Source organism: Rhodobacteraceae bacterium Araon29 (assembly GCA_039640505.1).
Taxonomy (GTDB): Bacteria; Pseudomonadota; Alphaproteobacteria; order Rhodobacterales; family Rhodobacteraceae; genus CABZJG01.
The window spans coordinates 1,988,090-2,010,751 of the sequence record CP046865.1 but is presented as its reverse complement, the minus strand read 5'-3'; the positions used below and the strand labels follow the sequence as shown (position 1 = coordinate 2,010,751).

The 22,662-nt window shown below is 51.1% G+C and carries 23 protein-coding genes; 13 read left to right on the top strand and 10 right to left on the bottom strand.

Annotated elements, in window-relative coordinates; translation table 11 throughout:
• Positions 1-154 precede the first annotated feature (154 nt).
• Positions 155-985 carry an EamA family transporter gene (locus GN278_09675; GenBank protein ID XAT62623.1) on the top strand — a complete coding sequence of 277 codons (831 nt, stop codon included), beginning with the start codon at positions 155-157 and terminating at the stop codon, positions 983-985.
• Between the two features lie 29 nt (positions 986-1,014).
• On the opposite strand, the gene kdsA is transcribed toward GN278_09675, so the two are convergent.
• The 4 genes from kdsA to GN278_09655 are packed head-to-tail and all read right to left on the bottom strand — an operon-like array spanning position 1,015 to position 4,653.
• The gene (gene kdsA, locus GN278_09670; GenBank protein ID XAT60978.1) at positions 1,015-1,842 is read right to left on the bottom strand and encodes a 3-deoxy-8-phosphooctulonate synthase; all 828 of its coding nucleotides are present in this window, start codon (positions 1,840-1,842) and stop codon (positions 1,015-1,017) included.
• Positions 1,843-1,844: 2 nt separating this feature from the next.
• Positions 1,845-2,636 carry a 3-deoxy-manno-octulosonate cytidylyltransferase gene (gene kdsB / locus GN278_09665; GenBank protein XAT60977.1) on the bottom strand — a complete coding sequence of 264 codons (792 nt, stop codon included), beginning with the start codon at positions 2,634-2,636 and terminating at the stop codon, positions 1,845-1,847.
• A complete protein-coding gene (locus tag GN278_09660; GenBank protein ID XAT60976.1) occupies positions 2,633-3,595 on the bottom strand; it encodes a KpsF/GutQ family sugar-phosphate isomerase in 963 nt (320 codons plus the stop codon). The genes kdsB and GN278_09660 overlap by 4 nt, the downstream gene beginning before the upstream one ends.
• 59 nt (positions 3,596-3,654) lie before the next feature.
• Entirely contained in the window at positions 3,655-4,653 is a 999-nt protein-coding gene (locus tag GN278_09655; protein XAT60975.1) for an NAD-dependent epimerase/dehydratase family protein, read from the bottom strand.
• A 135-nt stretch (positions 4,654-4,788) separates the two neighbouring features.
• On the opposite strand from GN278_09655, the gene dusA reads away from it, so the two are divergent.
• The 3 genes from dusA to GN278_09640 all read left to right on the top strand — a co-directional run bounded on the left by dusA (position 4,789) and on the right by GN278_09640 (position 6,987).
• Entirely contained in the window at positions 4,789-5,799 is a 1,011-nt protein-coding gene (gene dusA, locus GN278_09650) for a tRNA dihydrouridine(20/20a) synthase DusA (GenBank protein ID XAT60974.1), read from the top strand.
• On the top strand, positions 5,799-6,374 hold the full coding sequence (locus tag GN278_09645; protein XAT60973.1) for a hypothetical protein: 576 nt from the start codon (positions 5,799-5,801) through the stop codon (positions 6,372-6,374). Before dusA ends, GN278_09645 begins: the two co-directional genes overlap by 1 nt.
• An 82-nt stretch (positions 6,375-6,456) precedes the next feature.
• Positions 6,457-6,987: an NUDIX domain-containing protein gene (locus tag GN278_09640; protein XAT60972.1), complete on the top strand. Its 531-nt coding sequence runs from the start codon at positions 6,457-6,459 to the stop codon at positions 6,985-6,987.
• A 32-nt stretch (positions 6,988-7,019) separates the two neighbouring features.
• Here GN278_09640 and GN278_09635 read toward each other — a convergent pair whose 3' ends face one another.
• A complete protein-coding gene (locus tag GN278_09635) occupies positions 7,020-8,057 on the bottom strand; it encodes a 2-dehydropantoate 2-reductase (GenBank protein ID XAT60971.1) in 1,038 nt (345 codons plus the stop codon).
• Between the two features lies 1 nt (position 8,058).
• Positions 8,059-9,588, bottom strand: a complete 1,530-nt coding sequence (locus GN278_09630; GenBank protein XAT60970.1) for an AMP-binding protein — start codon at positions 9,586-9,588, stop codon at positions 8,059-8,061.
• Positions 9,589-9,761: 173 nt separating this feature from the next.
• Here GN278_09630 and GN278_09625 point away from each other — a divergent pair, with 173 nt between their 5' ends.
• Positions 9,762-10,058 (top strand): hypothetical protein, encoded by a 297-nt coding sequence (locus GN278_09625; protein XAT60969.1) that lies wholly within the window; start codon positions 9,762-9,764, stop codon positions 10,056-10,058.
• Between the two features lie 66 nt (positions 10,059-10,124).
• On the top strand, positions 10,125-10,892 hold the full coding sequence (locus GN278_09620) for a hypothetical protein (GenBank protein XAT60968.1): 768 nt from the start codon (positions 10,125-10,127) through the stop codon (positions 10,890-10,892).
• A gap of 38 nt (positions 10,893-10,930) precedes the next feature.
• Here the strand turns inward: GN278_09620 and GN278_09615 are convergent, their stop codons facing one another.
• Genes GN278_09615 through ccmI form a run of 3 tightly spaced genes read right to left on the bottom strand, consistent with a single transcriptional unit; the run spans position 10,931 to position 12,887 of the window.
• Positions 10,931-11,164, bottom strand: a complete 234-nt coding sequence (locus tag GN278_09615) for a DUF1289 domain-containing protein (GenBank protein ID XAT60967.1) — start codon at positions 11,162-11,164, stop codon at positions 10,931-10,933.
• An 11-nt stretch (positions 11,165-11,175) separates the two neighbouring features.
• Complete coding sequence (ruvX, locus tag GN278_09610; GenBank protein ID XAT60966.1) at positions 11,176-11,649, bottom strand: Holliday junction resolvase RuvX; 474 nt, start codon at positions 11,647-11,649, stop codon at positions 11,176-11,178.
• Positions 11,646-12,887, bottom strand: a complete 1,242-nt coding sequence (ccmI, locus tag GN278_09605) for a c-type cytochrome biogenesis protein CcmI (protein XAT60965.1) — start codon at positions 12,885-12,887, stop codon at positions 11,646-11,648. The genes ruvX and ccmI overlap by 4 nt, the downstream gene beginning before the upstream one ends.
• Positions 12,888-13,064: 177 nt before the next feature.
• On the opposite strand from ccmI, the gene GN278_09600 reads away from it, so the two are divergent.
• From GN278_09600 to rarD, 6 genes are all read left to right on the top strand, one after another.
• Positions 13,065-14,309 (top strand): sarcosine oxidase subunit beta family protein, encoded by a 1,245-nt coding sequence (locus tag GN278_09600; GenBank protein XAT60964.1) that lies wholly within the window; start codon positions 13,065-13,067, stop codon positions 14,307-14,309.
• Positions 14,310-14,360: 51 nt separating this feature from the next.
• Positions 14,361-14,690, top strand: coding sequence for a sarcosine oxidase subunit delta (locus GN278_09595; protein ID XAT60963.1), 330 nt, complete (start codon positions 14,361-14,363; stop codon positions 14,688-14,690).
• 67 nt (positions 14,691-14,757) lie between these two features.
• Positions 14,758-17,757: a sarcosine oxidase subunit alpha family protein gene (locus tag GN278_09590; protein ID XAT60962.1), complete on the top strand. Its 3,000-nt coding sequence runs from the start codon at positions 14,758-14,760 to the stop codon at positions 17,755-17,757.
• Entirely contained in the window at positions 17,726-18,316 is a 591-nt protein-coding gene (locus GN278_09585) for a sarcosine oxidase subunit gamma (protein ID XAT60961.1), read from the top strand. The genes GN278_09590 and GN278_09585 overlap by 32 nt, the downstream gene beginning before the upstream one ends.
• A gap of 161 nt (positions 18,317-18,477) precedes the next feature.
• Positions 18,478-19,077: a superoxide dismutase gene (locus tag GN278_09580; protein XAT60960.1), complete on the top strand. Its 600-nt coding sequence runs from the start codon at positions 18,478-18,480 to the stop codon at positions 19,075-19,077.
• Positions 19,078-19,200: 123 nt separating this feature from the next.
• The gene (rarD, locus tag GN278_09575; protein XAT60959.1) at positions 19,201-20,082 is read left to right on the top strand and encodes an EamA family transporter RarD; all 882 of its coding nucleotides are present in this window, start codon (positions 19,201-19,203) and stop codon (positions 20,080-20,082) included.
• Here rarD and GN278_09570 read toward each other — a convergent pair.
• The gene (locus GN278_09570; protein ID XAT60958.1) at positions 20,058-20,609 is read right to left on the bottom strand and encodes a TIGR00730 family Rossman fold protein; all 552 of its coding nucleotides are present in this window, start codon (positions 20,607-20,609) and stop codon (positions 20,058-20,060) included. The two genes, rarD and GN278_09570, sit on opposite strands and share 25 nt — an antisense overlap.
• Before the next feature lie 103 nt (positions 20,610-20,712).
• Between GN278_09570 and GN278_09565 the strand changes: the two genes are divergently transcribed.
• Complete coding sequence (locus GN278_09565) at positions 20,713-22,590, top strand: LysM peptidoglycan-binding domain-containing protein (protein ID XAT60957.1); 1,878 nt, start codon at positions 20,713-20,715, stop codon at positions 22,588-22,590.
• The last annotated feature ends 72 nt before the right edge of the window (positions 22,591-22,662 follow it).

The window sequence follows — 22,662 nt, the reverse complement described above, 5'->3', positions numbered from 1 at the left end:
TTATATCCCAGATAGGATCGCTTTGACCTTGGCAAAACTAACGCGTGATCAAAATTTTCTGCCGCCGATTGGTCAGGTGCCCCTTGGCAACGATACAATAAGGTTTAATTTTATGGCCGAGAGCCAAATTCAGCATACTAAAGCAATCTTTTATATGACTGGTGCCATTGCCTCGTTTGTAGCGATGGCCGTGGCCGGGCGTGCTGTCAGCTTTCAACTTGATACCTTTGAAATAATGCTTTTTCGTAGTTTTATCGGATTTTTGCTTGTTCTTGGCTTTATTTTGGTTCGGGATGAGGGGAAAAATATATCGCGGCGGCACATGGGTATCCATGTGATCCGAAATCTGTTTCATTTTACTGGCCAGAACCTGTGGTTCTTTGCCATCACTGTGATCCCGCTAGCGCAGGTTTTTGCGCTTGAGTTTACCACGCCACTTTGGATTTTACTCCTGTCACCGTTTATTCTAGGCGAGCGGTTGACCCGCAAAAACATCTCAGTTGGTCTCATTGGCTTTGGCGGCGCTTTGCTGGTTGCTCAACCGGCGATGTCGGGCCTGAGCTTCGGGGTGATGAGCGCAGCGCTTGCGGCGGTTGGTTTTGCGGGTTCAATTGTATTGACCAAAAAGTTAACGCAAAGCGAAACAATTTTAACCGTACTTTTTTACATGACGCTTTTTCAACTGGGCTTTGGTCTAATCTGCGCAGGCTATGACGGCGATATAGCGCTGCCATCTGCCCAAAACCTGCCTTGGGTGATCCTTATTGCCTGTGCAGGCCTGACCGCTCATTTTTCGCTGACCACCGCACTTTCACTTGCACCGGCCACGCTGATTGCGCCCATAGATTTTATCCGTTTGCCGGCCATCGTCGTGATTGGATTTATCTTTTATTCTGAACCTGTGGATGCACTGGTGATTTTGGGGGCAGGGATTATCTTTGCGGCCAACTACCTTAACATCCTAGGCGAAAGGAACCAAAGTTAAACCCATCCCCGCTTTAACCAGTAAACTGATTATAATTTCTTGCGCAGCGCGTCAAAGGCCAGCAACTCGTCCATTAAAGCCCCCATTTGACCAATATCGATCATGTTTGGGCCGTCGCAGGGGGCATTATCAGGATCCTGATGGGTTTCAATAAAAACACCGCTGACCCCCATAGCACAGGCAGCGCGGGCCAATCCGGCCACGAACTGCCGCTCACCGCCCGATGTATTGCCTTGACCACTGGGTTGCTGCACCGAATGGGTGGCATCAAAAATAACCGGATATCCTGTTTCAGCCATGGTTTGCAGACCGCGAAAGTCATTGACCAAAGTGTTATAGCCAAACGATGTGCCGCGCTCGCACAGTAGAATATCTCGATTGCCGGTACTGGCGATTTTTTCGGCCACATTCCACATATCCCAAGGCGCCATGAACTGACCCTTTTTGACATTGACGGGCTTTCCCGTTTTACCAGCGGCCAGAAGCAGATCGGTTTGCCGGCATAGAAAGGCCGGTATTTGCAAGATATCAACTGCTTCGCTGGCTGGCTGACATTGGCTTGCCTCATGCACATCGGTGATAACTGGGCAGTTAAATTCGCGTGAAATATCTTGTAGGATACGCAGGCCTTCTTCCATACCTATCCCGCGTGCGGATGAAATGGATGACCGGTTGGCTTTGTCATAGCTGGCTTTGAATATAAACTGCGCCCCATTTTTTGCACAAAGGTTTGAAATTTTATCGGCCATCATCATCGCATGATCTCGGTTTTCAAGCTGGCAGGGGCCAGTAATAAAGGCGATGGGGTGATTTTCACCAATCTCAATATTACCAACTTTAACAGTTTTCTGTAGCATTCTTAAGCCTCTAAAACTTTTTCAATGCGGGCGATGTCCTCTGGATTGTTCAACTCCCAAAAGACCTTTCCGCGCGCGTCAACCTCGACGCATTTAACTTGTGTGGCATTTTCTAAAAACCTAAGCTGCTCAAGCCCTTCAAGCTTTTCCAAACGGCCTTCGGGCCATTGCATATAGGCCATTAGCGCCGCAGGCCGATAGGCGTAAACGCCGACGTGATGATAGACCGGAATATCGGCCTTATCGGTAAGTTGCTCAAGCTGCAGGAACGGCAAAACCTCTTTGGAAAAATAAAGTGCATTGCTGTTACGATCAAAAATTGCGGTTGTTCCGCCGACACGCCCATTGCGGCGATCTTCTGTGAACAGACCGTAGGTGACGGGATCAACTTGCAGCACAGGGGTGGCCATTTGAGCCGTTTGATCAGACGACATTGCCGCAATCAGTGCCTCGATAAACCACGGCGGCGTAAGCGGCGCATCACCCTGCAAATTAATCACCAAATCAGCGTCAAGATTTGCGTTCTCAAGCGCTTCTGCGCAGCGTTCTGTGCCATTGGCGCAGTTTGAGCTGGTCATGATAACCTCGGCGCCAAAATCTAGGGCGGCATCACGAATGCGGCTATCATCGGTTGCCACATAAACCTCGGAAATGTCCTTAACTTGTTTGGCTGCTTCCCAACTCAGCTCAATCAGACTTTTGCGCGATCCATTGGCCAATTGCAGCATCGCCAGCGGTTTTCCTGGAAAGCGGCTACTGGCATAACGGGCAGGGATGATGATAACTGTTTTCATGCGACACCTGCTCTTAGCAAGTCTTGGATATGGAAAATGCCCTGAGGCTTTTGTTCGCTATCTACCACCACCAGCACGCCAATTTTATGATCGTTCATAATCCGCAAGGCATCGGCGGCAAAAAGATCGCTCTGCACCGTAATCGGGTCTGGGCTGGCAATTTCAGAGGCTGTTTTCTCCATCAGATGATGCATATGGCGGCGCAGATCGCCGTCTGAAATAACCCCTGTAATCCGCTCGTTGTCCAAGACAACCGCAACCCCAAAACCTTTCGATGTCATTTCCAGCAAGGTGTCCTGCATAGACGTGTTGGGCGCAACAAAGGGCATTTTATCCCGCCCGTGCATTAGCTCGCCAACGCTGGCCATTTGCGCACCAAGTTTGCCGCCCGGATGAAAGACGGAAAAGTTTTCGGCCTTAAAATTGCGCTTTTTCATTAGCGCAACCGCCAAGGCATCGCCCAAGGCAATCATCATCGTGGTTGACGTGGTAGGGGCCATACCAATGGCGCAGGCTTCAGGCGCATCAGGCAGGCAAAGCGCGAAATCTGCCGCTTTCATCAATGTGCTGCCGGCTTTGGAAGAAATTGCCGCCATTGGAATTGAAAACCGGCGGGTATGGGCCACGATATCGCGCAGTTCGGCAGTTTCGCCAGAGTTTGAAATAAGCAGACAAAGGTCGCCTTCGACAATCATTCCCAGATCACCATGGCTGGCTTCGGTGGCATGCACAAAATACGAGGGCGTACCGGTGCTTGCAAGCGTGGCAGAAATTTTGCGCCCGATGTGACCTGATTTTCCGACACCTGAAACAATCACCCGTCCGGTACAAGTCAAGATTGCTTCAGTAAGCGGCGAAAAATCATCTGGCAAATGATTTGCTAATTGCTGCAAAGCCTCTGCTTCAATGGTCAAAACCCGGCGGGCATGATCAACTGTTTCGCTGTGCGGTGCGCTCATGGGTGCTATTCCTGATATTTGCATTTTATTAGCCTGATTGCCGGGGCTTTGACCAGAGCTTAACCATAGTAGTCCTGATACCAATCAACAAAGGCTTTGACACCGGTTTTGATATCCGTGCGCGGAACATAGCCGGTTAAAGCCTCTAACAGGGTGGTATCGGCCCATGTGGCCGTCACATCACCAGCTTGCATCTCCATCAGGTTTTGCACCGCAGGTTTACCAATGGCATTTTCAATTTCAGAAATAAAATCAATCAGTTCCACGGGTTTGTTATTGCCAATATTAACCACACGAAAAGGTGCGACGGGCGAAAGACTGTCCGCTACATCGGCAATCGGAGTTTCCGTGGGCGCCTGCGGAAGCAGAAGTGTCAACGCCTGAACGAGATCATCAACATAGGTGAAATCACGGCGCATATTGCCATAATTATAAACATCGATTGGGTCGCCATTTAGGATGTTGCGGGTAAATTTTATCGGTGCCATATCTGGCCGCCCCCAGGGGCCGTAAACTGTAAAAAACCGAAACATGGTAATCGGCAGCGAATAAAGATGGGCATAGGAATGCGCCATTGACTCCGTGGCCTTTTTGGTAGCTGCATAAAACGACATTTGATGATCGGCTTTTTGCACCTCTTGATAGGGCATTTCGGTGTTGGCGCCATAGGCAGAAGAGGTAGAGGCCAAAAGCATATGTTTTGGTGGATGCGCACGCGCGGCCTCTAAAAGCTCAAATGTACCGATAAGATTGCTGTCCAGATAGCTGCGCGGGTTGTCAATTGAATAGCGCACGCCCGCTTGTGCTGCCATATGGATCACCGCATCAAAGCCATTATCGGCAAATAGGTCGGCTAAAACGCATGGATCTTGGATGCTGCCTGTGACAAATTGGAATTTATTATTGCCTTCAAGTCTTTGAAGGCGATCCTTTTTTAACGCTGGGTCGTAATAATCATTTAGATTGTCAATACCAGTGACCTGATGGCCAGAGGCCAATAGTTGACCGGCGGCATTTGCCCCGATAAACCCAGCCACGCCTGTGATAAATATATGCATGAATAAAACTCTTATAGGGTCTTTGTTTGGCTGTTAAGCCATCTTGGTTTCTTTGTCACCTGCCCATTGCAGGGGTGACAAACGGCAGCTGAGCCGTGTAAAAGGACTAAATCCCTAAAATAACCGTAGTTTAACATGACAACATCCGCCACTTTAGTCCCTAAATCCCTGCAACGCGCGGCCCGATTCTCAGTAGCGCCAATGATGGATTGGACGGATAGGCATTGTCGGTACCTACATCGGTTACTGAGTAAAAATGCTCTGCTTTACACCGAAATGGTCACAGCGCCGGCTTTGGTGCGGGGCGGCGCATTGCATTTGCTTGACTTTAACCCGGCCGAGCATCCGGTGGCTTTGCAGCTTGGCGGCTCTGACCCCAAAGAATTGGCGCAAGCGGTGCGGCTTGGGGCCGAGGCGGGCTATGATGAGATCAATCTCAATGTGGGCTGCCCATCGGATCGGGTGCAATCGGGCACTTTCGGGGCCGTATTAATGAAAACCCCGGCTCTGGTAGCAGAATGCTGCGCCGAAATGATCGCTGCGGTGGATGTTGAGGTCACGGTAAAATGCCGTATCGGGGTTGATGACCAAGAGCCGCAGGAAATTTTACCCGAGTTCTTGGCGCAGGTATCTGCGGCCGGTGTCGGGCGCTTTGCGATCCATGCACGTAAAGCTTGGCTGCAGGGGTTAAGCCCAAAAGAAAACCGCGATATACCGCCGCTTGATTATCCTTTGGTTCAGCAGATGAAGGGTTTGTTTCCCGCGCTGCACCTATCGGTCAATGGCGGTATTACATCGCTTGATCAGGCGGCCGCGTTTCTTGAGGCCGGAATGGATGGGGTAATGATTGGCCGCGCGGCTTACCATCAGCCGAGCGATATCCTCGCGGCGGCCGACCAGCGGATTTTTGGACAGGGTCAAGGCGCAGATCCGGTCACAGTGGTGCAGCAAATGCTGCCCTATATCGATGCGCATCTTTCATCGGGCGGAAAACTTAACCAAGTGACACGGCATATGCTGGGTCTTTTTGCAGGCCAACCCGGAGCGCGGGCGTGGCGGCGTATCTTGTCCGAGCGTGGCCATATCGGCGGCATCGAATTGGTGGAAGAGGCGCTCGGTCATGTGATCGGACAGGCGGCTGCATAATGGTGGATTTTGTTGCAAAAGCCGCGCTTGATGTAGCAATCGCAGAGATTAAAAACGCACCAAAAGATGATGTGGCTATTGATATGTTGTGTTTTAGGCCCGGGTTTGGCGAACGCCAGTTTCCCCATGAAATCAATCTTACCCGCGCTGGAGGAATCACCGGCGAACGTTGGCTTAAAACTCCTTGGATGAAATTGCCCGATGGATCCCCTGACCCGGCAATACAAGTTTCTATTCTGGGGCGCCGAGTGCATGATGCAGTTCGGCCGGACCCACAAAAATCGCTGCACCCAGGCGATACCATTATCGCTGATCTTGATTGCTCTGACGCCAATATGCCAGCCGGAACTTTACTGAAAGTCGGCACGGCAGTTCTACGGGTGTCTGGGGTGTTCAACACCGCCTGTGTCAAATGGAAAGCGCGGTATGGCGCAGCGGCTTTTGATTGGGTCAATACGCCCGAATACCGCCCCCTAAGGCTGCGCGGACTTTTGTGCAGTATTTATAAGGATGGTGTTATTTCACAGTCAGATATAATTCTAAAGCAAGGCATAGCAGATGTTGAGCTTTCCTAGCATATATGACTTTGATCTGCAGTTTGTCCTTACCAGTACATGCCCCCGCCAATAAGCTGTCAGGCTGCTGATCCATAAAGATATGCGTGTACTTGATGCACAGAAGGCTTTATGCCTGTCTCATTATTTTATGAATGAACAGGCAAGCATTTTGCAGCAAGATGATTTTATCGCCATTGGTGACTGGCAGGGTTACGGCGCCGAGCGGGTGGCAGCACTTTTAGTGATGGACCAACATGATCGGCTTTTACTACAGTTTCGGGATTGCTTCACTCATATCGCACACCCCGGCAGATGGAGCATGTTTGGCGGTCATGTCGAGGGCAGTGAAGATTTGCGCGAAACCTGTGGGCGGGAAATTAACGAAGAACTGGGGATTGATTTGGACCTAAAAAGCCTCACGCCTTTTGCAAAATATGTATCTGATCCACCGAAGTTGGTGGATCAGATTTATGTTTTTACAACGCGCGAGCGCATTCAGGTTAGCCAAATTTCGCTTGGGGAGGGTGCAGGCTTTGGAGTATTCACCCCTATGCAGTTGAAAACCCTTGATATTCCCAGATCGGTTAGACCTGTGATTGAGCATTTTATCAGCGAACATATGTCAAGCTGAACTTTTGAGCGCTGCAGTGTAAACAGCTATGGTTATGCCCCAGTGCCGGGTGTTGGGGCAATCGCCGCCTCAATTTCTGGCCGGCGCTGATAAAGCCCCAAAACCTCGCCCTGTAGCCGCACCAGCGTGCCCAAAGCATCAAGTGTTGGCGTTGCAATATCCAGCCTGCGCGCCAGTTCTAAAACGCTGCTGGTGAGCGCATCAAGCTCCATCGGGCGGCCTTGCTCGACATCCTGACGGGTGGAAGGCTTATGGCCGATGATTGCGGCGGCGGCATCAATACGCCGATCTATATCGACGTTAAACCGTGCGCCGACTGCTTCACCGACTTTGCGGCACTCATCCATGGCTGCATAGATCAAGGCGCGGCTTGCCGGATCGCTGCCAAGCATATCTAGGCTTGCACCGGTTAGCGCCGAGGCAGGATTGAAAGTCGCATTACCCCAAACCTTGATCCAAAGCTCATCTCGCAGGCGTGGTTTTACTGGCGCCCGCAAGCCGCCATCGCGCATCAGTTTTGATAGGATCATAACGCGCTCGCTGCGCTGTCCATCCGGCTCGCCGAGGCTAAAGCGGTCGCCGGATTTATGGTCGATTATACCGGGTTCAATGACTTCGCAAGCTGGGTAGACCACGCAGCCTATGGCACGCTCTGGTCCAAACCTTTTCCATTGCACGCCGCCCGGGTCCACCGTTTCAAGCCATTGGCCCTCAAGCGCTGTGCCGCTATTGGCTTTATAAAAATACCACCAAGGAATGCCGTTTACCGCAGATACAACAGCAGTGTGATCTGCCAGAAGAGGGGTGAATTGATTTATGACCGGAGCGACAGAATGGGCTTTTAAGCAAGAAATGACGTAATCTTGAGGCCCAAGGGTCTGCGGATCGTCAGTTGCGTTCAATTTATGTGTTTTGCTGATACCCTCTTTGATCACAGTAAGACCGTTTTCCTGCATAGCAGCCAGATGCGCGCCGCGCGCAATTAGCGATACCTCAGCGCCGCCTTCATGCAGCGCATGGGCAAGAAAGCCGCCAATCGCCCCTGCGCCGAAAATACAAACTTTGGTCAACTCAAAGCTCCAATCCCAGTTTTTCGTGCAGCCCTATGCGTTGCAGCTTGCCTGTTGCCCCTTTGGGAATTTCATCCACAATGATAATTTTGCGCGGCACTTTAAACCGCGCTAGCCGCTCTTGTACAAAGTTTCGCAGCTCTTGTTCCGAAGCAGTTTCCGCTTGTGCCAAGACCACAGCGGCGGCCACATCTTCGCCCAGCTTGTCATGCGGCACTGCAAAGGTGACAGCCTGCGCCACTGCCGGATGATCCATCAGCACTTCGTCAACCTCACGCGGCGAAATTTTCTCGCCGCCCCGGTTTATGATTTCTTTGAGCCGGCCGGTGATGGTCAAATAGCCGTCAGCATCAAGCTGTCCCTGATCGCCGGTGCGAAACCACCGCGCGCCACCGGCTTCAAAAAAGCTTTTTGCATTGGCATCCGGGTTGTTTTCATACCCGGGTGTGACGTTTGGACCCGAAATGACAATTTCGCCCAACCCGTCCATAAGCTTATTGTCAGTCTCATCTGCAATGCACACCTGCGGGCCAGCGGCAATGCCGACACAGCCCGGTTTGCGCGGCTTTGGCGGCAGCGGGTTTGCTGTCATTTGATGCGCCGCTTCTGTCATACCATAGGCTTCGATCACGGGGGCCTTAAAAGCATCCTCTAACGCTGCGAAAACCTGCGGCGGCAAAGAGGCTGACGACGACCGCAAAAAGCGAAGCGGCACATCTGCGATGATGCTTTCATTGCGCGCTGCCCGTGACAGGATCGCCTGATGCATTGTCGGCACAGCCGTATACCACGTGGGGCGCTGCTCAGACATCCAGCCAAAAAATCTAAGCGCATCAAACCCCGGTGTGCAAAAAATCTGGGCGCCAGCACACAGCGATGCGGAAACTGCCGCAATGAGCCCATGAATATGAAATAGCGGCATTACATTCAGGCAGCGGTCTGCCGGGCTTAAAGCAAGCGATGTGGCAATATGATCTGCCGAAGCACAGATATTTTGGTGTAATAGCGGCACAATTTTTGGCCGTGATGTGGTGCCAGATGTATGCAGGATGAGCGCTTCGTCTCCAACGCTGGGTGCATTTGCATCTGCCCCTGTTAGCCCTGCGCCTTCGGCGGTAAGCGCAAAGCCACCTGCACCGATTTCTGGTGTAGGTTTAAGGCGCAAAACCAGAGTGCCCAACGCTTGCGCAGCGGCCAATGCAGGGCCGCTATAGCCGTCCGGAAACACAACAGCTTTGGACTTCAAGTCATTAAAGTAAAACAAAAATTCATCTTGTGTATAGTTTGGATTAAGCGGAGCAGTGACCACCCATTGTGCCAAAGTAATAAAAGCAGCCGCCATTTCAGGCCCATTTGGAAGCACAATGGCAACCCGATCCGTACGTCCAAGACCGCTGCTATGCAATTGTTTACCGATCTCAGCACTTAATTTCCGCAAGGCGCCATAGCTAAGCCAATCAGCCCCAGTGCCGCCCAATGCTGGGGCGCTATCTGGATGCTGCGAGATCATTTTTGCAAGTGTTTGTGTCATTGCTGCCGCTGTCTGCTCGTGCTTTGGGTAATTGTGAGCAGGCTACAGCCAAAAACCAAGCAACTTCAATAGGCGAAAGCCCAGAGCGCCTAATAGCATAAACTGCGCACGCTGGCTTAACCAAGTTCTGTGCATTTTCCGCCAGAATCGCAGCAGCGCAATGTGGAGGCTACATGAAATATTTGTTGATTATTTTGTTGATGGCTACACCAGCATTTGCCTGTGATCCGCGCGAAGTGGTGCTTGGTAAAACCAAAACCTATCGGATTTTATTTCGAGGCCTATCAAAAGGTGGAAACTTGGTGGAAATTTACCGCAATGAAAAAACCCGCGCTTGGTTTGCCGCAAGAACTGATCGTAAAGGTAAAATGTGCGTGCTGATGCAGGGTCGTGGGTTTGAAACCATGTCGCTTGGGCTGCCAGTCGCACTCTTGGATGATTATAAAATACTTACAAATTCGCATTTTTGAGTCTGTTCTATTGCCGTGCGTGTGGCCTCTGCGATACGCTTCGCTAAACCACGGCAGGAGGCATAAGTGTTCGCAACAAAAGGCTGGAAGCGGTTTTCCTATGACCCTGCTATTGCCGCATGGGCGCAAGAGGCGTTAATTCAGGCAAAGGCGGTTGTTGAGCAGCCCGAAATGCGCAAAAAATGGCTGCAATGCCAAGGCACTTGGTTTGTCGGGGTCGATGCGCTGGCATCGGACGGGCAGGGCGCCTTGGGCGGGGTTCCTTTAGCGGGTAAAGTAATTGATTGGCTGTCAGAAATGGACTATTTGCCGTTTCATCCGGCGCAATTATCCGTGATCTATCCCGGTTATCCAAAACCCCGACAAGGTGAGACCGAGGCCGGTTTTAGATACCGTAAAAACCGTGATGCGGCGCATGTGGACGGGCTTTTGGCCGTGGGGCCAGACCGCCGCCGTATGCTCAAAGAACCGCATGCGTTTATTTTAGGTCTGCCGCTAAATACTTGTTCGCCTGCTGCCAGCCCGATGGTGGTTTGGGAAGGCTCACACCTGATTATGGCTGAGGCATTTCAAAGGGCATTTCAGCGCATTGAAGCCCCCAGTTGGGCAGATCTTGATGTCACCGAGGTGTATCAAACTGCACGGCGGCAGGTTTTCGAGCGCTGCAAAAGAGTGGCAGTTCATGCCCAACCGGGCGAAGCCTATGTCGTGCACCGTTTGGCCCTGCATGGGATTGCCCCATGGGGAAGTGGCGCTAAAACCCCAGACGAAGGACGGATGATAGCCTATTTCCGCCCTGAATTAAGGGAGAAAGCCCTTTGGAACCATATTTAGTCAATGAGCGCCGCCTTGTGTCAGAAATCCTTTTCCATTTAGGCGCGCGTGATCCGTGCGGCGCGCCCCCCACGGCGTTTTTTCAATAAAGCAGCGCGATTGGGCAGCTCTTGCATGATCGCAGCGCGTTCCTCGGGGCTTAACTTTGACCAAGTGCCAATCTCGTCAATGCTGCGGTAACAGCCGGTGCAAATGCGCTCTACCGGATGCACAACGCAGATTTTGATACAGGGTGATGCGATCTCATCTCGCTTCCATATTTGATTGCTCAAAACATTCGCCCTTAGTTGTTGGCCATATGGCGCAATCTATCGAGCGCCCCTTGTAGAATATACGATGCTGCCACATGATCGATTACCTCAGCGCGACGTTTTCGGGAAGTATCCGCCTCAAGCAGCGCTTTTTCGGCGGCAACGGTTGACAGGCGTTCATCCCAAAACCCGATCGGAAGATCACAAATACGCGATAGATTGCGGGCAAAAGCGCGGGTGGATTGGCACCGTGGCCCTTCACTGCCATCCATATTGCGGGGCAGGCCAAGGATAATTCCACCGATTTCACGTTCCGTGATCATATCCGTCAACCGGGCCGCATCAGTGGTGAATTTAACCCGCTTTATGGTTTCTGTTGGGGTCGCGGTGAGGCGCAAGCTATCTGATATCGCAACGCCAATAGTTTTGGTCCCGAGATCGAGCCCGATCAAAGGTTGAAGTGGCCGCACAGCGGCAGCAAAACTGTCAATATCCTCACAAATCACGGCGAGCCTCGGGCAGATTCAACCGCATTTTGCAATAGCACTAGCGCGGCTGGGTCTGTCGAAAATTTCGTTATTGCGGATTGATAAGTGGTTTGCAGTGCCGTGTCATCCCCAAGAACACCATAGGCTGAAATCAGTCGTGCCCAGTCTTCGGCGGACCCACCTTCGCCTTGCAATCGCTGCTCCAACTGAGCAACCATGCTCTGGATCATATCAGAGCGTTCTTCAGGGCTTAATTGTGCCGCTGCTTCCATCGCGTCATTGCTTAGGGCAGGGGCCACAGGTGCGAGCGCGCTTGTAGAAGACTGCTCAGGCAAAGAGAAGTTATGAACGCCGGCATAAAAAGCAACCTCTTGAATTTGTGCCCGGATGGGGTCAATCCATGGCGCATCTTCGGGGCCCTTAAACAAAAGATCACGCCATAATTTAAAGGCAAGATCTGGGCGGTCGTTTTGCGTAAACATCAGGCCGATATAATAGCGCACCCCACCATTTTGTTGATCTAGTTGCAATGCGGCTTGCAGTGCGGTTTCGGCCTCTGGCGCAACATAGCCGCCAACGGACAGGATAAGCAGTTCTGCATAATCCAAATGGTCTTCTGCTGTGACTTGCGCGCCTAAGAGGTTGAGAACTTCCCTTTGCGCGGTGCTGGCAGCAGAATAATTCTGCAATCCTGCTTCAACGCGCGCCAAAAGCCGCAGACCTTTCAAATCCGATGGGTTTTCTGCAATAGCGCTGCGCAGTTCGGCGACCAAGCCGCTATAATCCTCTGATATCTCTCGCGGTTGCTGCTGCGAGGCAAAAGATTTTGCGTATTCCTCAAGGCTTGGACGGTTTTCAAGTAGGAATGCCGCTCTTTCGATGCGATCAGCCTGCGGTAAGTTTGGATAGGACGCCTCGCCAAGCTGAAGATAAAGCAGATGTGAGCCGCCAATAACAGCCAGTGCGATAATAAAGCTCAATAAAATGGACGGCTTAAGCGCCTTGGGCGGCGCAGTTTCAAATCTTGAGCTATCAAGCCGTAGAATTTTGCGACCTATTTTGGCATGCATTTGTTCTGCATCATGTCGGTCAAGTATACCGCGAGCGGTGTCGCGCTCAATGTCGGTTAACTGCGCTTTGTAAAAGCTGATTTCGGCCTCAGTACCTGTTTGCGCTGTGCGCGTACTGCGCAGCACGAGAATTAAAAAACCGGCAATGACGGTCGATAATCCAATGGTAAAAAGCCAAAATGTCATTCAGACCCCGCTGTGATAGCCTGTATGTAGCGCTGATTGTGTATAGAAAAAAGGGCAAAATCCGATTCTGCGCCAGATGTCGCAAGTCATTGAGTTTGTGACGCTCTGGGGTGCGGCGCATGCAGTAGATTTTGTCAAAAGGTCAATGAGATAACAAGTCAATTGGAGCTAGGCTTTATGAAACGGTATTCTGCCTTTGCTGTGGCCCGTGAAGCATTGCGCTTTCATTCCGGTTGGGAGCGCGCTTGGCGCAGCCCTCTGCCAAAGAAAAAATACGATGTGATTATTATTGGCGCTGGCGGACATGGATTGGCTACTGCCTATTACCTTGGCCGCAATTTTGGCATTCGCAATGTGGCTGTGCTTGAAAAAGGCTGGCTTGGCGGTGGAAATACTGGGCGTAACACCACAATTATTCGTTCAAATTATTTGCAGGACCCATCCGCGGCAATTTATGAAAAAGCCAGGGGGCTCTATGAAAACCTCAGTCAGGACCTCAACTATAATATAATGTTCAGCCCGAGGGGCGTGATGATGTTGGCGCAGACCCACCATGAGGTGCGCGGATATCAGCGCACGGCACATGCCAATGCCCTGCAGGGGGTCACCACCGAATTTATAGGTCCGCAAAAGGTCAAAGAGCTTTGCCCAATCATGAATATTGACGGACCGCGCTATCCGGTGCTTGGTGCGCTGTGGCAGCCGCGAGGCGGTACTGCGCGGCATGATGCGGTCGCTTGGGGGTATGCGAGGGCCTGTTCGGATATGGGTATGGATATTATTCAGCAGTGTGAGGTCAAGGGCGTGCGTCAGTCTGGTGGCAAGGTCGTCGGAGTGGACACTACCAAAGGCGCGATAGACTGCGATAAACTGGGCGTCGTTGTGGCCGGACACTCTGGTGTGCTTGCTGATATGGCAGGGTTTCGGTTGCCCATCGAGTCTGTGGCTTTGCAGGCCTTGGTATCCGAACCGATTAAACCCTGTATGGATGTTGTGGTGATGGCCAACACGGTGCACGGATATATGAGCCAATCAGACAAAGGCGAAATGGTCATCGGTGGCGGTGCGGATGGCTATAACAATTATACCCAGCGCGGAAGCTTCCACCATGTGGAAGAAACCGTTCGCGCCCTGGTTGAGACATTTCCGATGATATCGCGGCTTAAAATGCTGCGTTGGTGGGGCGGTATCGTGGATATGACTGGCGACCGCTCGCCGATCCTGTCCAAAACTCCGCTTGAGAATTGCTTTATCAATTGTGGATGGGGAACCGGCGGCTTTAAAGCAATCCCGGGATCTGGATGGGGGATGGCCGAATTGATGGCTAAAGGTCATTCACCCTTAACCGCAGAATTTTCACTCGACCGCTTTCAAGAAGGCAAGTTTATCGATGAAAGCGTCGCAGCTGGGGTGGCTCACTGATGGAGCGTTTTGTGTTTTTTACTGTTCTCATTGCACTCGGGAGATTGCAGTATGCTTATTCTTAATTGTCCCTATTGCGGCGTTGACGCCGAAGAGACCGAATTGACGCCCGGCGGCGAGGCCCATCTTAAGCGCTATGGACCGGGATCTTCGGATGCGGATTTTGAAGGCTACCTGTTTCAACGCGAAAACCCAAAAGGCGTGCATTTTGAGCGCTGGCGCCATGCGAACGGCTGCGGCAAGTGGTTTCATGCTGCGCGATGCACCGTCACCCTTGAGGTATTTGGCACATATCCGGCGCAAAGCCTTGAGCCGCCCAAAGACCTTAAAGTTAAAATTTCTAAAAAACGCCCGGGTTGGTCATGGAGGGAGTTTTCATAATGCTGTCTCTGGATTTAATGCCTTTTATAAAAGGCACTCTTTTGATGATACTTAAAAAGGAAGTCACATGAGTACGCGTCTTTCTGCAGGTGGCCGCCTGATTGATAAAAGCAAACAAATCAAGTTTCGTTTTAACGGTAAGCATATGACAGGTTATGCGGGGGATAGTTTGGCCTCGGCTCTGCTTGCAAATGATCAAATGCTGGTTGGCCGGTCGTTTAAATACCATCGTCCAAGGGGTATTGTGGCGAGCGGATCAGAAGAGCCTAACGGTTTGGTCAATCTTGGCGGAGGTGGTCAATTTGAACCCAATCAGCGCATTACCACGACCGAGCTCTTTGATGGCTTGTCTGCAACCTCGCAAAATCACTGGCCGAGCCTCGATTTTGATGTTGGAGTTATTAACAACGCTCTCGCGCGTTTTCTGCCCGCGGGATTTTATTACAAAATGTTCATCCATCCTCGACCCTTTTGGAAACATATATATGAGCCGATCATTCGGTACTCGGCGGGGTTGGGAAAAGCCCCGAAAGACACTGACGACAGCACCTATGAGCATATCTATAGTTTCTATGACGTGGTTGTTGTTGGTGGGGGAGTTGCGGGCCTGCAGGCGGCAAAAACCGCTGGTGAAACCGGCGCGCGGGTGCTTTTGGTTGAGCAAGCCTCAAACTGGGGTGGTCGGGCGCCTGTGGACGGCGGTGAAATAGCCGGTGAGCCTGTGGATAACTTTGTGGATCAAACTCTGACGGCCTTGAAAGAGATGAGTAATGTAACGTTGCGCACGCGCTGGATGGCTGCAGGTATCTATGATCATGGTTATATGATTGGGTATGAGCGGATCAATGATCACGATCCTTCTGATGCGAAACCACGTCATCGTTTGTGGCGCATTCGTGCTGGCCGCATCATAACAGCCACAGGGGCTATTGAGCGTCCTCTGAGTTTTGCCGGAAATGATATACCTGGTGTTATATTGGCGTCAGCTTTACGTGATTATGTGGTAAACTTTGGCGTTTCGGTAGGTGATAGAACCGTCATTGTGACCAATAACGATGATGCCTATCGTACTGCAATTACACTAAAAAATGCAGGTCTAGAGGTGCCTTTGATCGTTGATGCGCGCTTGCATGGTGGCGGCGCACTGGCAGATGATGCTCGGGCGCTTGGCATACGGGTCGAAACCGGCAAAGGGATTGCCAAAGTCCATGGCAGCAAGCGGGTTCAATCCGTTTCTATCTGCGCGCAGGTCGGTGAGGGCGCGATCTTGGAAGAAATTCCATGCGACTGTGTTGCTATGTCCGGCGGCTGGTCGCCCGTTGTTCATCTGTGGTCGCATTGCGGGGGAAAACTGCTGTGGGATGACCGTGAAATTTTCTTTCGCCCGGATGTGCATAACCCCCCTTTAGATCAGGAAGGCAACCCTTTCGTATATGCTGCAGGTGCGGCAAATGGGTGTTTTGATTTGGACGAGAATCTGGCGGATGCTGCCGCTCAGACAGCTTCAGCGACCGGATCTAAAAAGAAGCCTAAACGGACCAAGGCTAGCCCGCGTGTCGAAGCTCCGATCCAAGCAGTTTGGATGATGCCGCAAGGGGCGGGGATCAAACTACGCAGCAAAGCCTTTTTAGACTATCAAAACGATGTGAAAGTTAATGATGTGCAACTGGCGGCGCAAGAAGGCTTTGAAAGTGTCGAGCACGCCAAGCGCTATACCACTTTGGGCATGGCCACAGATCAGGGTAAACTGTCCAATATTAATGGTCTAGCTACTTTGGCCGGCGCGCTGAACGCTGAAATTCCTAACGTTGGTACGACAACATTCCGCCCTCCCTATACGCCGATTTCAATGGGGTCGATTGCGGGCGCTGCGCGGGGCGAGATTTTTCAGCCCATTCGTAAAACGCCAATGCAGGCCTGGCATGAAGACCAAGGCGCTTACATGGAACCGGTGGGTCAGTGGCGCAGGCCCTATTGTTTCCCCCGCTTAGGTGAAACCCATGATCAGGCAGTGACCCGCGAGATCAATCAAACGCGCAATTCTTTGGGGCTTCTAGATGCGTCGACCTTGGGAAAGATTTTGGTGTCGGGCCCTGATGCTGGCAAATTCATGGATATGCTCTACACCAATATGATGAGCACGCTGAAGGTCGGCAAATGCCGATATGGTCTCATGTGCAGTGAAAACGGTTTTCTTAGCGATGACGGCGTTGTAGCGCGCATTGATGAGCAGACATTCCTGTGCCACACCACAACTGGCGGGGCCGATTACATCCACGCCCATATGGAAGAGTGGCTGCAAACCGAATGGTGGGACTGGAAAGTTTATACTGCAAATCTGACTGAGCAATACGCACAGGTCGCCGTCGTCGGCCCGAATGCGCGCAAAGTGTTGGAAAAACTTGGCGGCATGGATCTAAGCAAAGACGCGCTTGGATTTATGGAATGGTCAGATGGTAAAATCGGTAAATTTGAGGCGCGGGTCTATCGTATTTCCTTCTCGGGTGAACTGTCATATGAAATTGCTGTGCCAGCAAGTCAGGGCATGGCGTTTTGGAATGCGTTGCTCGAAGCGGGTGAGGAATTTGGGGTTATGCCATATGGCACAGAGGCGCTGCATGTGATGCGGGCTGAAAAAGGGTTTATCATGATCGGCGATGAAACCGATGGCACTGTTATTCCGCAGGATTTGGGACTTCATTGGGCCATTTCAAAAAAGAAAACAGATTTTCTAGGCAAACGGGCGCAGGAGCGCACCCATATGACCGATCCAGACCGCTGGCAACTGGTCGGATTGGAGACAATTGACGGCAGCGTGTTGCCCGATGGGGCCTATGCTGTTGGGACCGGCAAAAATGCCAATGGTCAGTTGAATACCGTGGGCCGGGTGACCTCGACCTATTATTCCCCGACGCTCAAACGTGGGATTGCCATGGGCCTTGTTCATAATGGACCATCGCGCATGGGTGAAACCGTAGAGTTTGCCAAGGTCGATGGTAGCCGCGTGCCTGTAAAAATTGTCGATCAGGTGTTTTATGATAAAGATGGGGAGAAGCAGAATGTCTAATTCGATTTCTCAAGCCAACGCGCCGTTTGAAGGCTATGTCACAGTGTCAGCAGACGCGCCCATGGGGATGTTGACGCTGCGCGGGGATTTAAGCTCAAAGCCTTTTATCACGGTTTTGAAAAAATCGGTGTCAACAGATTTGCCCTCTGCCTGTCAGATCACGCATGATGAGCAAATGAGTGTCGGCTGGATGTCACCGGATGAGCTTTTGATCCTTACACCCTATGATCAGGTTGCCGTGTTGCAAGCCGGGCTTCAAAAGGCGCTAGGCAAGAAACATTTTTTACTCGCTGATGTGTCCGATGCGCGGGTGAGTTTCACTGTATCGGGTGATAAGGTTAGAGAAGTGATTGCCAAATTGGCTCCGGTTGATCTTGCTCCTGACCATTTTGTACCCGGGATGTTTCGCCGGACACGGTTTGGTCAAATTTCCGCAGCGTTTTGGCTGCAGTCAGAAACCGAAGCGCGGGTGATCTGTTTCCGCTCGGTGGCTGAGTTTATGTTTAATCAATTGAGCGCTGCGGCGCGCCCGGGCAGTGAAGTTGATCTTTGGAACTAAAGCCGCTTGAACCGATTAAGCTAAAATTTACCAAACCCAATGCGATTTGGGACAGTCAGATTTCTGTAAAATTCATCTGAAACGCGTATTGCCTCTTGACGCGCGGTATCTAAGACTACCATTTAGGGCATCAAGATTTTAACATAAGAAGGAGGCCTGATATGGCTTTTGAACTTCCTGATCTTCCTTATGCCCATGATGCGCTCGCCGGTCTCGGTATGTCTGCCGAAACGCTTGAGTATCACCATGACCTGCATCACAAAGCCTATGTCGATAATGGCAATAAGCTGATTGCGGGTACCGAATGGGAAAGCAAGTCTTTAGAAGACATCATCACCGGGACATACGACGCCGGCGCAGTGGCCCAAAATGGAATATTCAACAATGCGAGCCAGCATTGGAACCATATGCAGTTTTGGGAAATGATGGGGCCGGGCGGTACGGCGATGCCTTCTGAGCTGACATCAGCGATCAATGACAGCTTTGGCAGCGCTGATGAATTCAAGGCACAATTTGCCGCCGCAGGGGCCGGTCAATTCGGTTCTGGCTGGTGCTGGCTTGTAAAAGACAGCGATGGCAGCTTGAAAGTGACCAAAACCGAAAATGGTGTTAACCCGCTGTGTTACGGGCAAACCGCATTGCTTGGCTGCGATGTCTGGGAGCATTCTTATTACATCGATTTTCGCAACAAGCGGCCGGTATATTTGAGCAATTTCCTAGATAATCTTGTGAACTGGGAAAACGTTGCCAGCCGGATGTAATTCAACAGTCCAGCGCATGTTGATGCGTGGCCTGCCAAGAACTATCTTGGCAGGCCATTTATTTTTTTATGACCGAAGTAATTTTGGCTTGATCTACACCCAGAGCCGCAGGGATATGCTTTTATGACCGAGGTTCAAAAAGGTGTGCTTGCCATGGTTGTTGCCTGCCTTATATGGGGGCTTTCACCACTTTATTATAAGTTGCTGGTCAGTGTGCCGCCGATCGAGCTTTTGTCCCATCGTACGATTTGGTCAATGGTGTTGTTTTCGTTGATTTTGCTCATGCAAGGGCGTTTACAGGGTAGTTTTAAAGTTTTGCAGGATAAAAAAATTGCTGCGATATTATTAATTGCAGCTTTAATGATTGCATTTAACTGGTTCGTTTTCATTTATTCCATTCAAGTCAACCGCGCCACAGAATCCAGCTTGGGTTATTTTATTTTCCCCCTGGTATCGGTTGTTTTCGGTGTTGTGTTGTTTCGAGAAAACCTTAGCCCTACCCAAATCAGCGCGGTGATGTTGGCTGCCGCTGCTGTTATTATATTAACTTTCGGTCTTGGGCAGGTTCCTTGGATTGCGCTTTCAGTATCGGTCAGTTTTGGCATTTACGGCGTCATTAAGAAATCCCTTAGCATACCGGCCATCGTAACGGTTACGTTGGAAGTATTATTGTTGTCACCAATTGCACTGATGATTTTATATATTCATCATGCCTCGGACAGCGGCGGTCAATTTGGCCAGTCTCTTTCCGTAAGCCTTTTGTTGATCTTATCTGGGCTGATGACTGCAACGCCATTGATCCTTTTTTCCTATGCCACACGGCGCGTCGAACTGGCGACAGTAGGAATATTGCAATATATTAATCCCAGTTTGCAGTTCCTATGTGCAACCGTTTTATTCCTAGAGCCTTTATCCATCTGGCATGCCTTTGCGTTTCCACTTATTTGGATTGCATTGGCGCTTTATAGTTGGGCCAGCTTTCAAACCGCAAAACGTTCAATATAATCCATCGTTTCCTCGGCGGTGCTTGTAACGGTGAAGAGGCCGCGCAGTGAGCTGTCGGCAAAGCCGTTTTCAATCATGTGGTCAATGAGGGCGATCAACGGATCCCAGTAATGGGCTACGTTAAGGATGATGATGGGTTTTTTATGCAATTTAAGCTGAGCCCATGTGAGCACTTCAAAAAATTCGTCAAGCGAGCCGGCACCGCCTGGCATGACCACCAACGCATCGCTGTTCATGAACATCACTTTTTTCCGCTCATGCATGTTTTCAGTCACAATAAATCGGGTTAAGTCGGTTTTGCCGACCTCGGCTTTAAGCAAATGTGTTGGAATCACACCAAAAGTTTCTCCACCAGCGTTCTGTGTGGCGCTTGCAACCGTGCCCATCAAGCCAATATCACCTGCGCCGTAGACAAGCCGCCATCCTGCTCTAGCAATTGCCAGACCCAATGCCTCGGCTTGATCGACATAAGCTGGCAAGTTGCCCGTCCGCGAGCCACAATAGACACACACCGATAGTTTTTTCATTTTTAAGTCCTTATGCGGCATATCACCTTTTGACGATGCTAGCCTGTGTCGCTATGGTCGCTCAACGCTTTATTGGGGTTCAAGCTGCCTTCAAGGGATAAAAATGGATAACAAATCGTCGCAGTCTTCGCTGTTGATTGGTATCGTGGCCGCGCTTCTGGTTGCCGCTGTGGCCGGAGATATGATTTATCGCTCGGTATTTAAAAGCACGGCAACTGCTCCTGAGGTTTCTGCTGATGCAGACCAAACTGCAGAGCCTACGCCACAAGCAGCACCCGCATCTGATGGAAATATGTCACAAAGTGACGCACAAGAACCGTCCGAGCCTATGACTAAACCGGCCGCCTCGGCAGAGGAAACTGACGAGCAAGACGCCAGTACTACATCCTCAGATTCGCCTGAAACTGAAACCAGCTCAGTGACTTCTATTATTTTACAAACAGTTAGAGTGGACAGCGATGGTGCTGTTGTGATTGCGGGTACAGGTGTGCCCGGTCAATTGGTGGAAATTCTGGTCAATGGTGAATTGTTTGAGACTGCGATTGCTGATGGTCAGGGCAATTTTGTAAGCCTGTTTGATTTGCCTTATAGTGATGCCGTCAGAGTATTGTCTCTGCGTAGCATCGTGGATGGCCAAGAACTCGTGTCCGACCAAGATGCCATTATTGCACCGGCTCAAATTGCTGCTGCTGCGCCCAGCCAAGCCACAACAGAGCCGGACGTTACACCAAAACCTGATGTGGCAGAGACCGAAGTTGCGCAGGCTGATGTCGCATCCGAAACAGAATCGCAACAAAGCGAAAGTAACACTGCCGAGAGTTCGGTCGCTGAGCAGCCAGAATCGGATATACAAGCAGCTGAGATCGAAACGGAAGAAGCCTCTACGGCTGCGCAAAGCGTTGCAGAACCGGCCGCAGACAGCGCAGAGCCGACAAATACGGGTTCGACCGTTGCAGCAGCCGAAACAGAACAGGTTGCCGAAGACGCATCTGTTGTATCGGCTGCCGATGAGCCAAATACCACCGCATCGGGCACAGATGAAAGCATCGTTGTCAGCGTCACCGAGGAGCAGACAAGCGAACCTGCTACACAGGGTCAAACTGAGCAAGCGGATGCTTCTGAAAGTGATACGTCAAGCGCAGAACTTGCAACCGTTTCAACCAAAGACAGCACCCAAGCGCCAGCGGTGCAAGCACCCCAAACAGACAGTTCTGTCGCGGTTGAAGGAGATGACAGCAAAGTTGGCGACCTGACAGCGATAACGGAAAGCAGCCCAGATAAAGCGCAACCCGCAGAGAGCGACGAGGGCGTGGCTGCTGCCACCAATGAAGATACAACAGAAGAAATGGCAACTGTTGAAGCAGAAACCACCCAAGTAGCGACGGATGAGTTAGTCGAAGACACCGCCGATGGTGCAGATTCCGTATCAGAAGTGGAATCTGACCAAACCCCGACTGTGATGATCGCTGATCAAGACGGTGTGCGTGTGGTTCAAGGTGGCGAGGCTCAATCTTCCTCAGATGTGGCATTGGATGCGATTAGTTATGATGAAGAGGGTGAAGTGGCTTTGTCTGGCCGCGGTTCGCCGTCGGCGCAAGTTATGGTTTATCTGGATAATGCACCCATTTCATCAACGGTGCTGGACAGCGCGGGGCAATGGAAAACCGATCTGACGAATGTCGATCCAGGGGTCTACACGCTGCGCATTGATCAATTGGATACTGGGGGAAAAGTCGTGTCTCGGTTGGAAACGCCATTTCAGCGTGAAAACCGTGAGCGTCTAACAGAACAGGTTGCCGCCTCGGCAGAGCCAGCGCGGGTTAATGTAATTACCGTACAGCCTGGCTTCACGCTGTGGGCAATAGCACGCAGCCGTTATGGCCAAGGAGTACTCTATGTACAGGTTTTCGAGGCCAATCGGGATAAAATCCGTGATCCGGATCTTATCTATCCTGGTCAGGTTTTCCAATTGCCGGATTAAATAGCTTCCTTACGGTCTAATTTTGTCCAGCCTGCTCTGGTGTTCAGGGTATGTTTAACCTATCTGAAAACT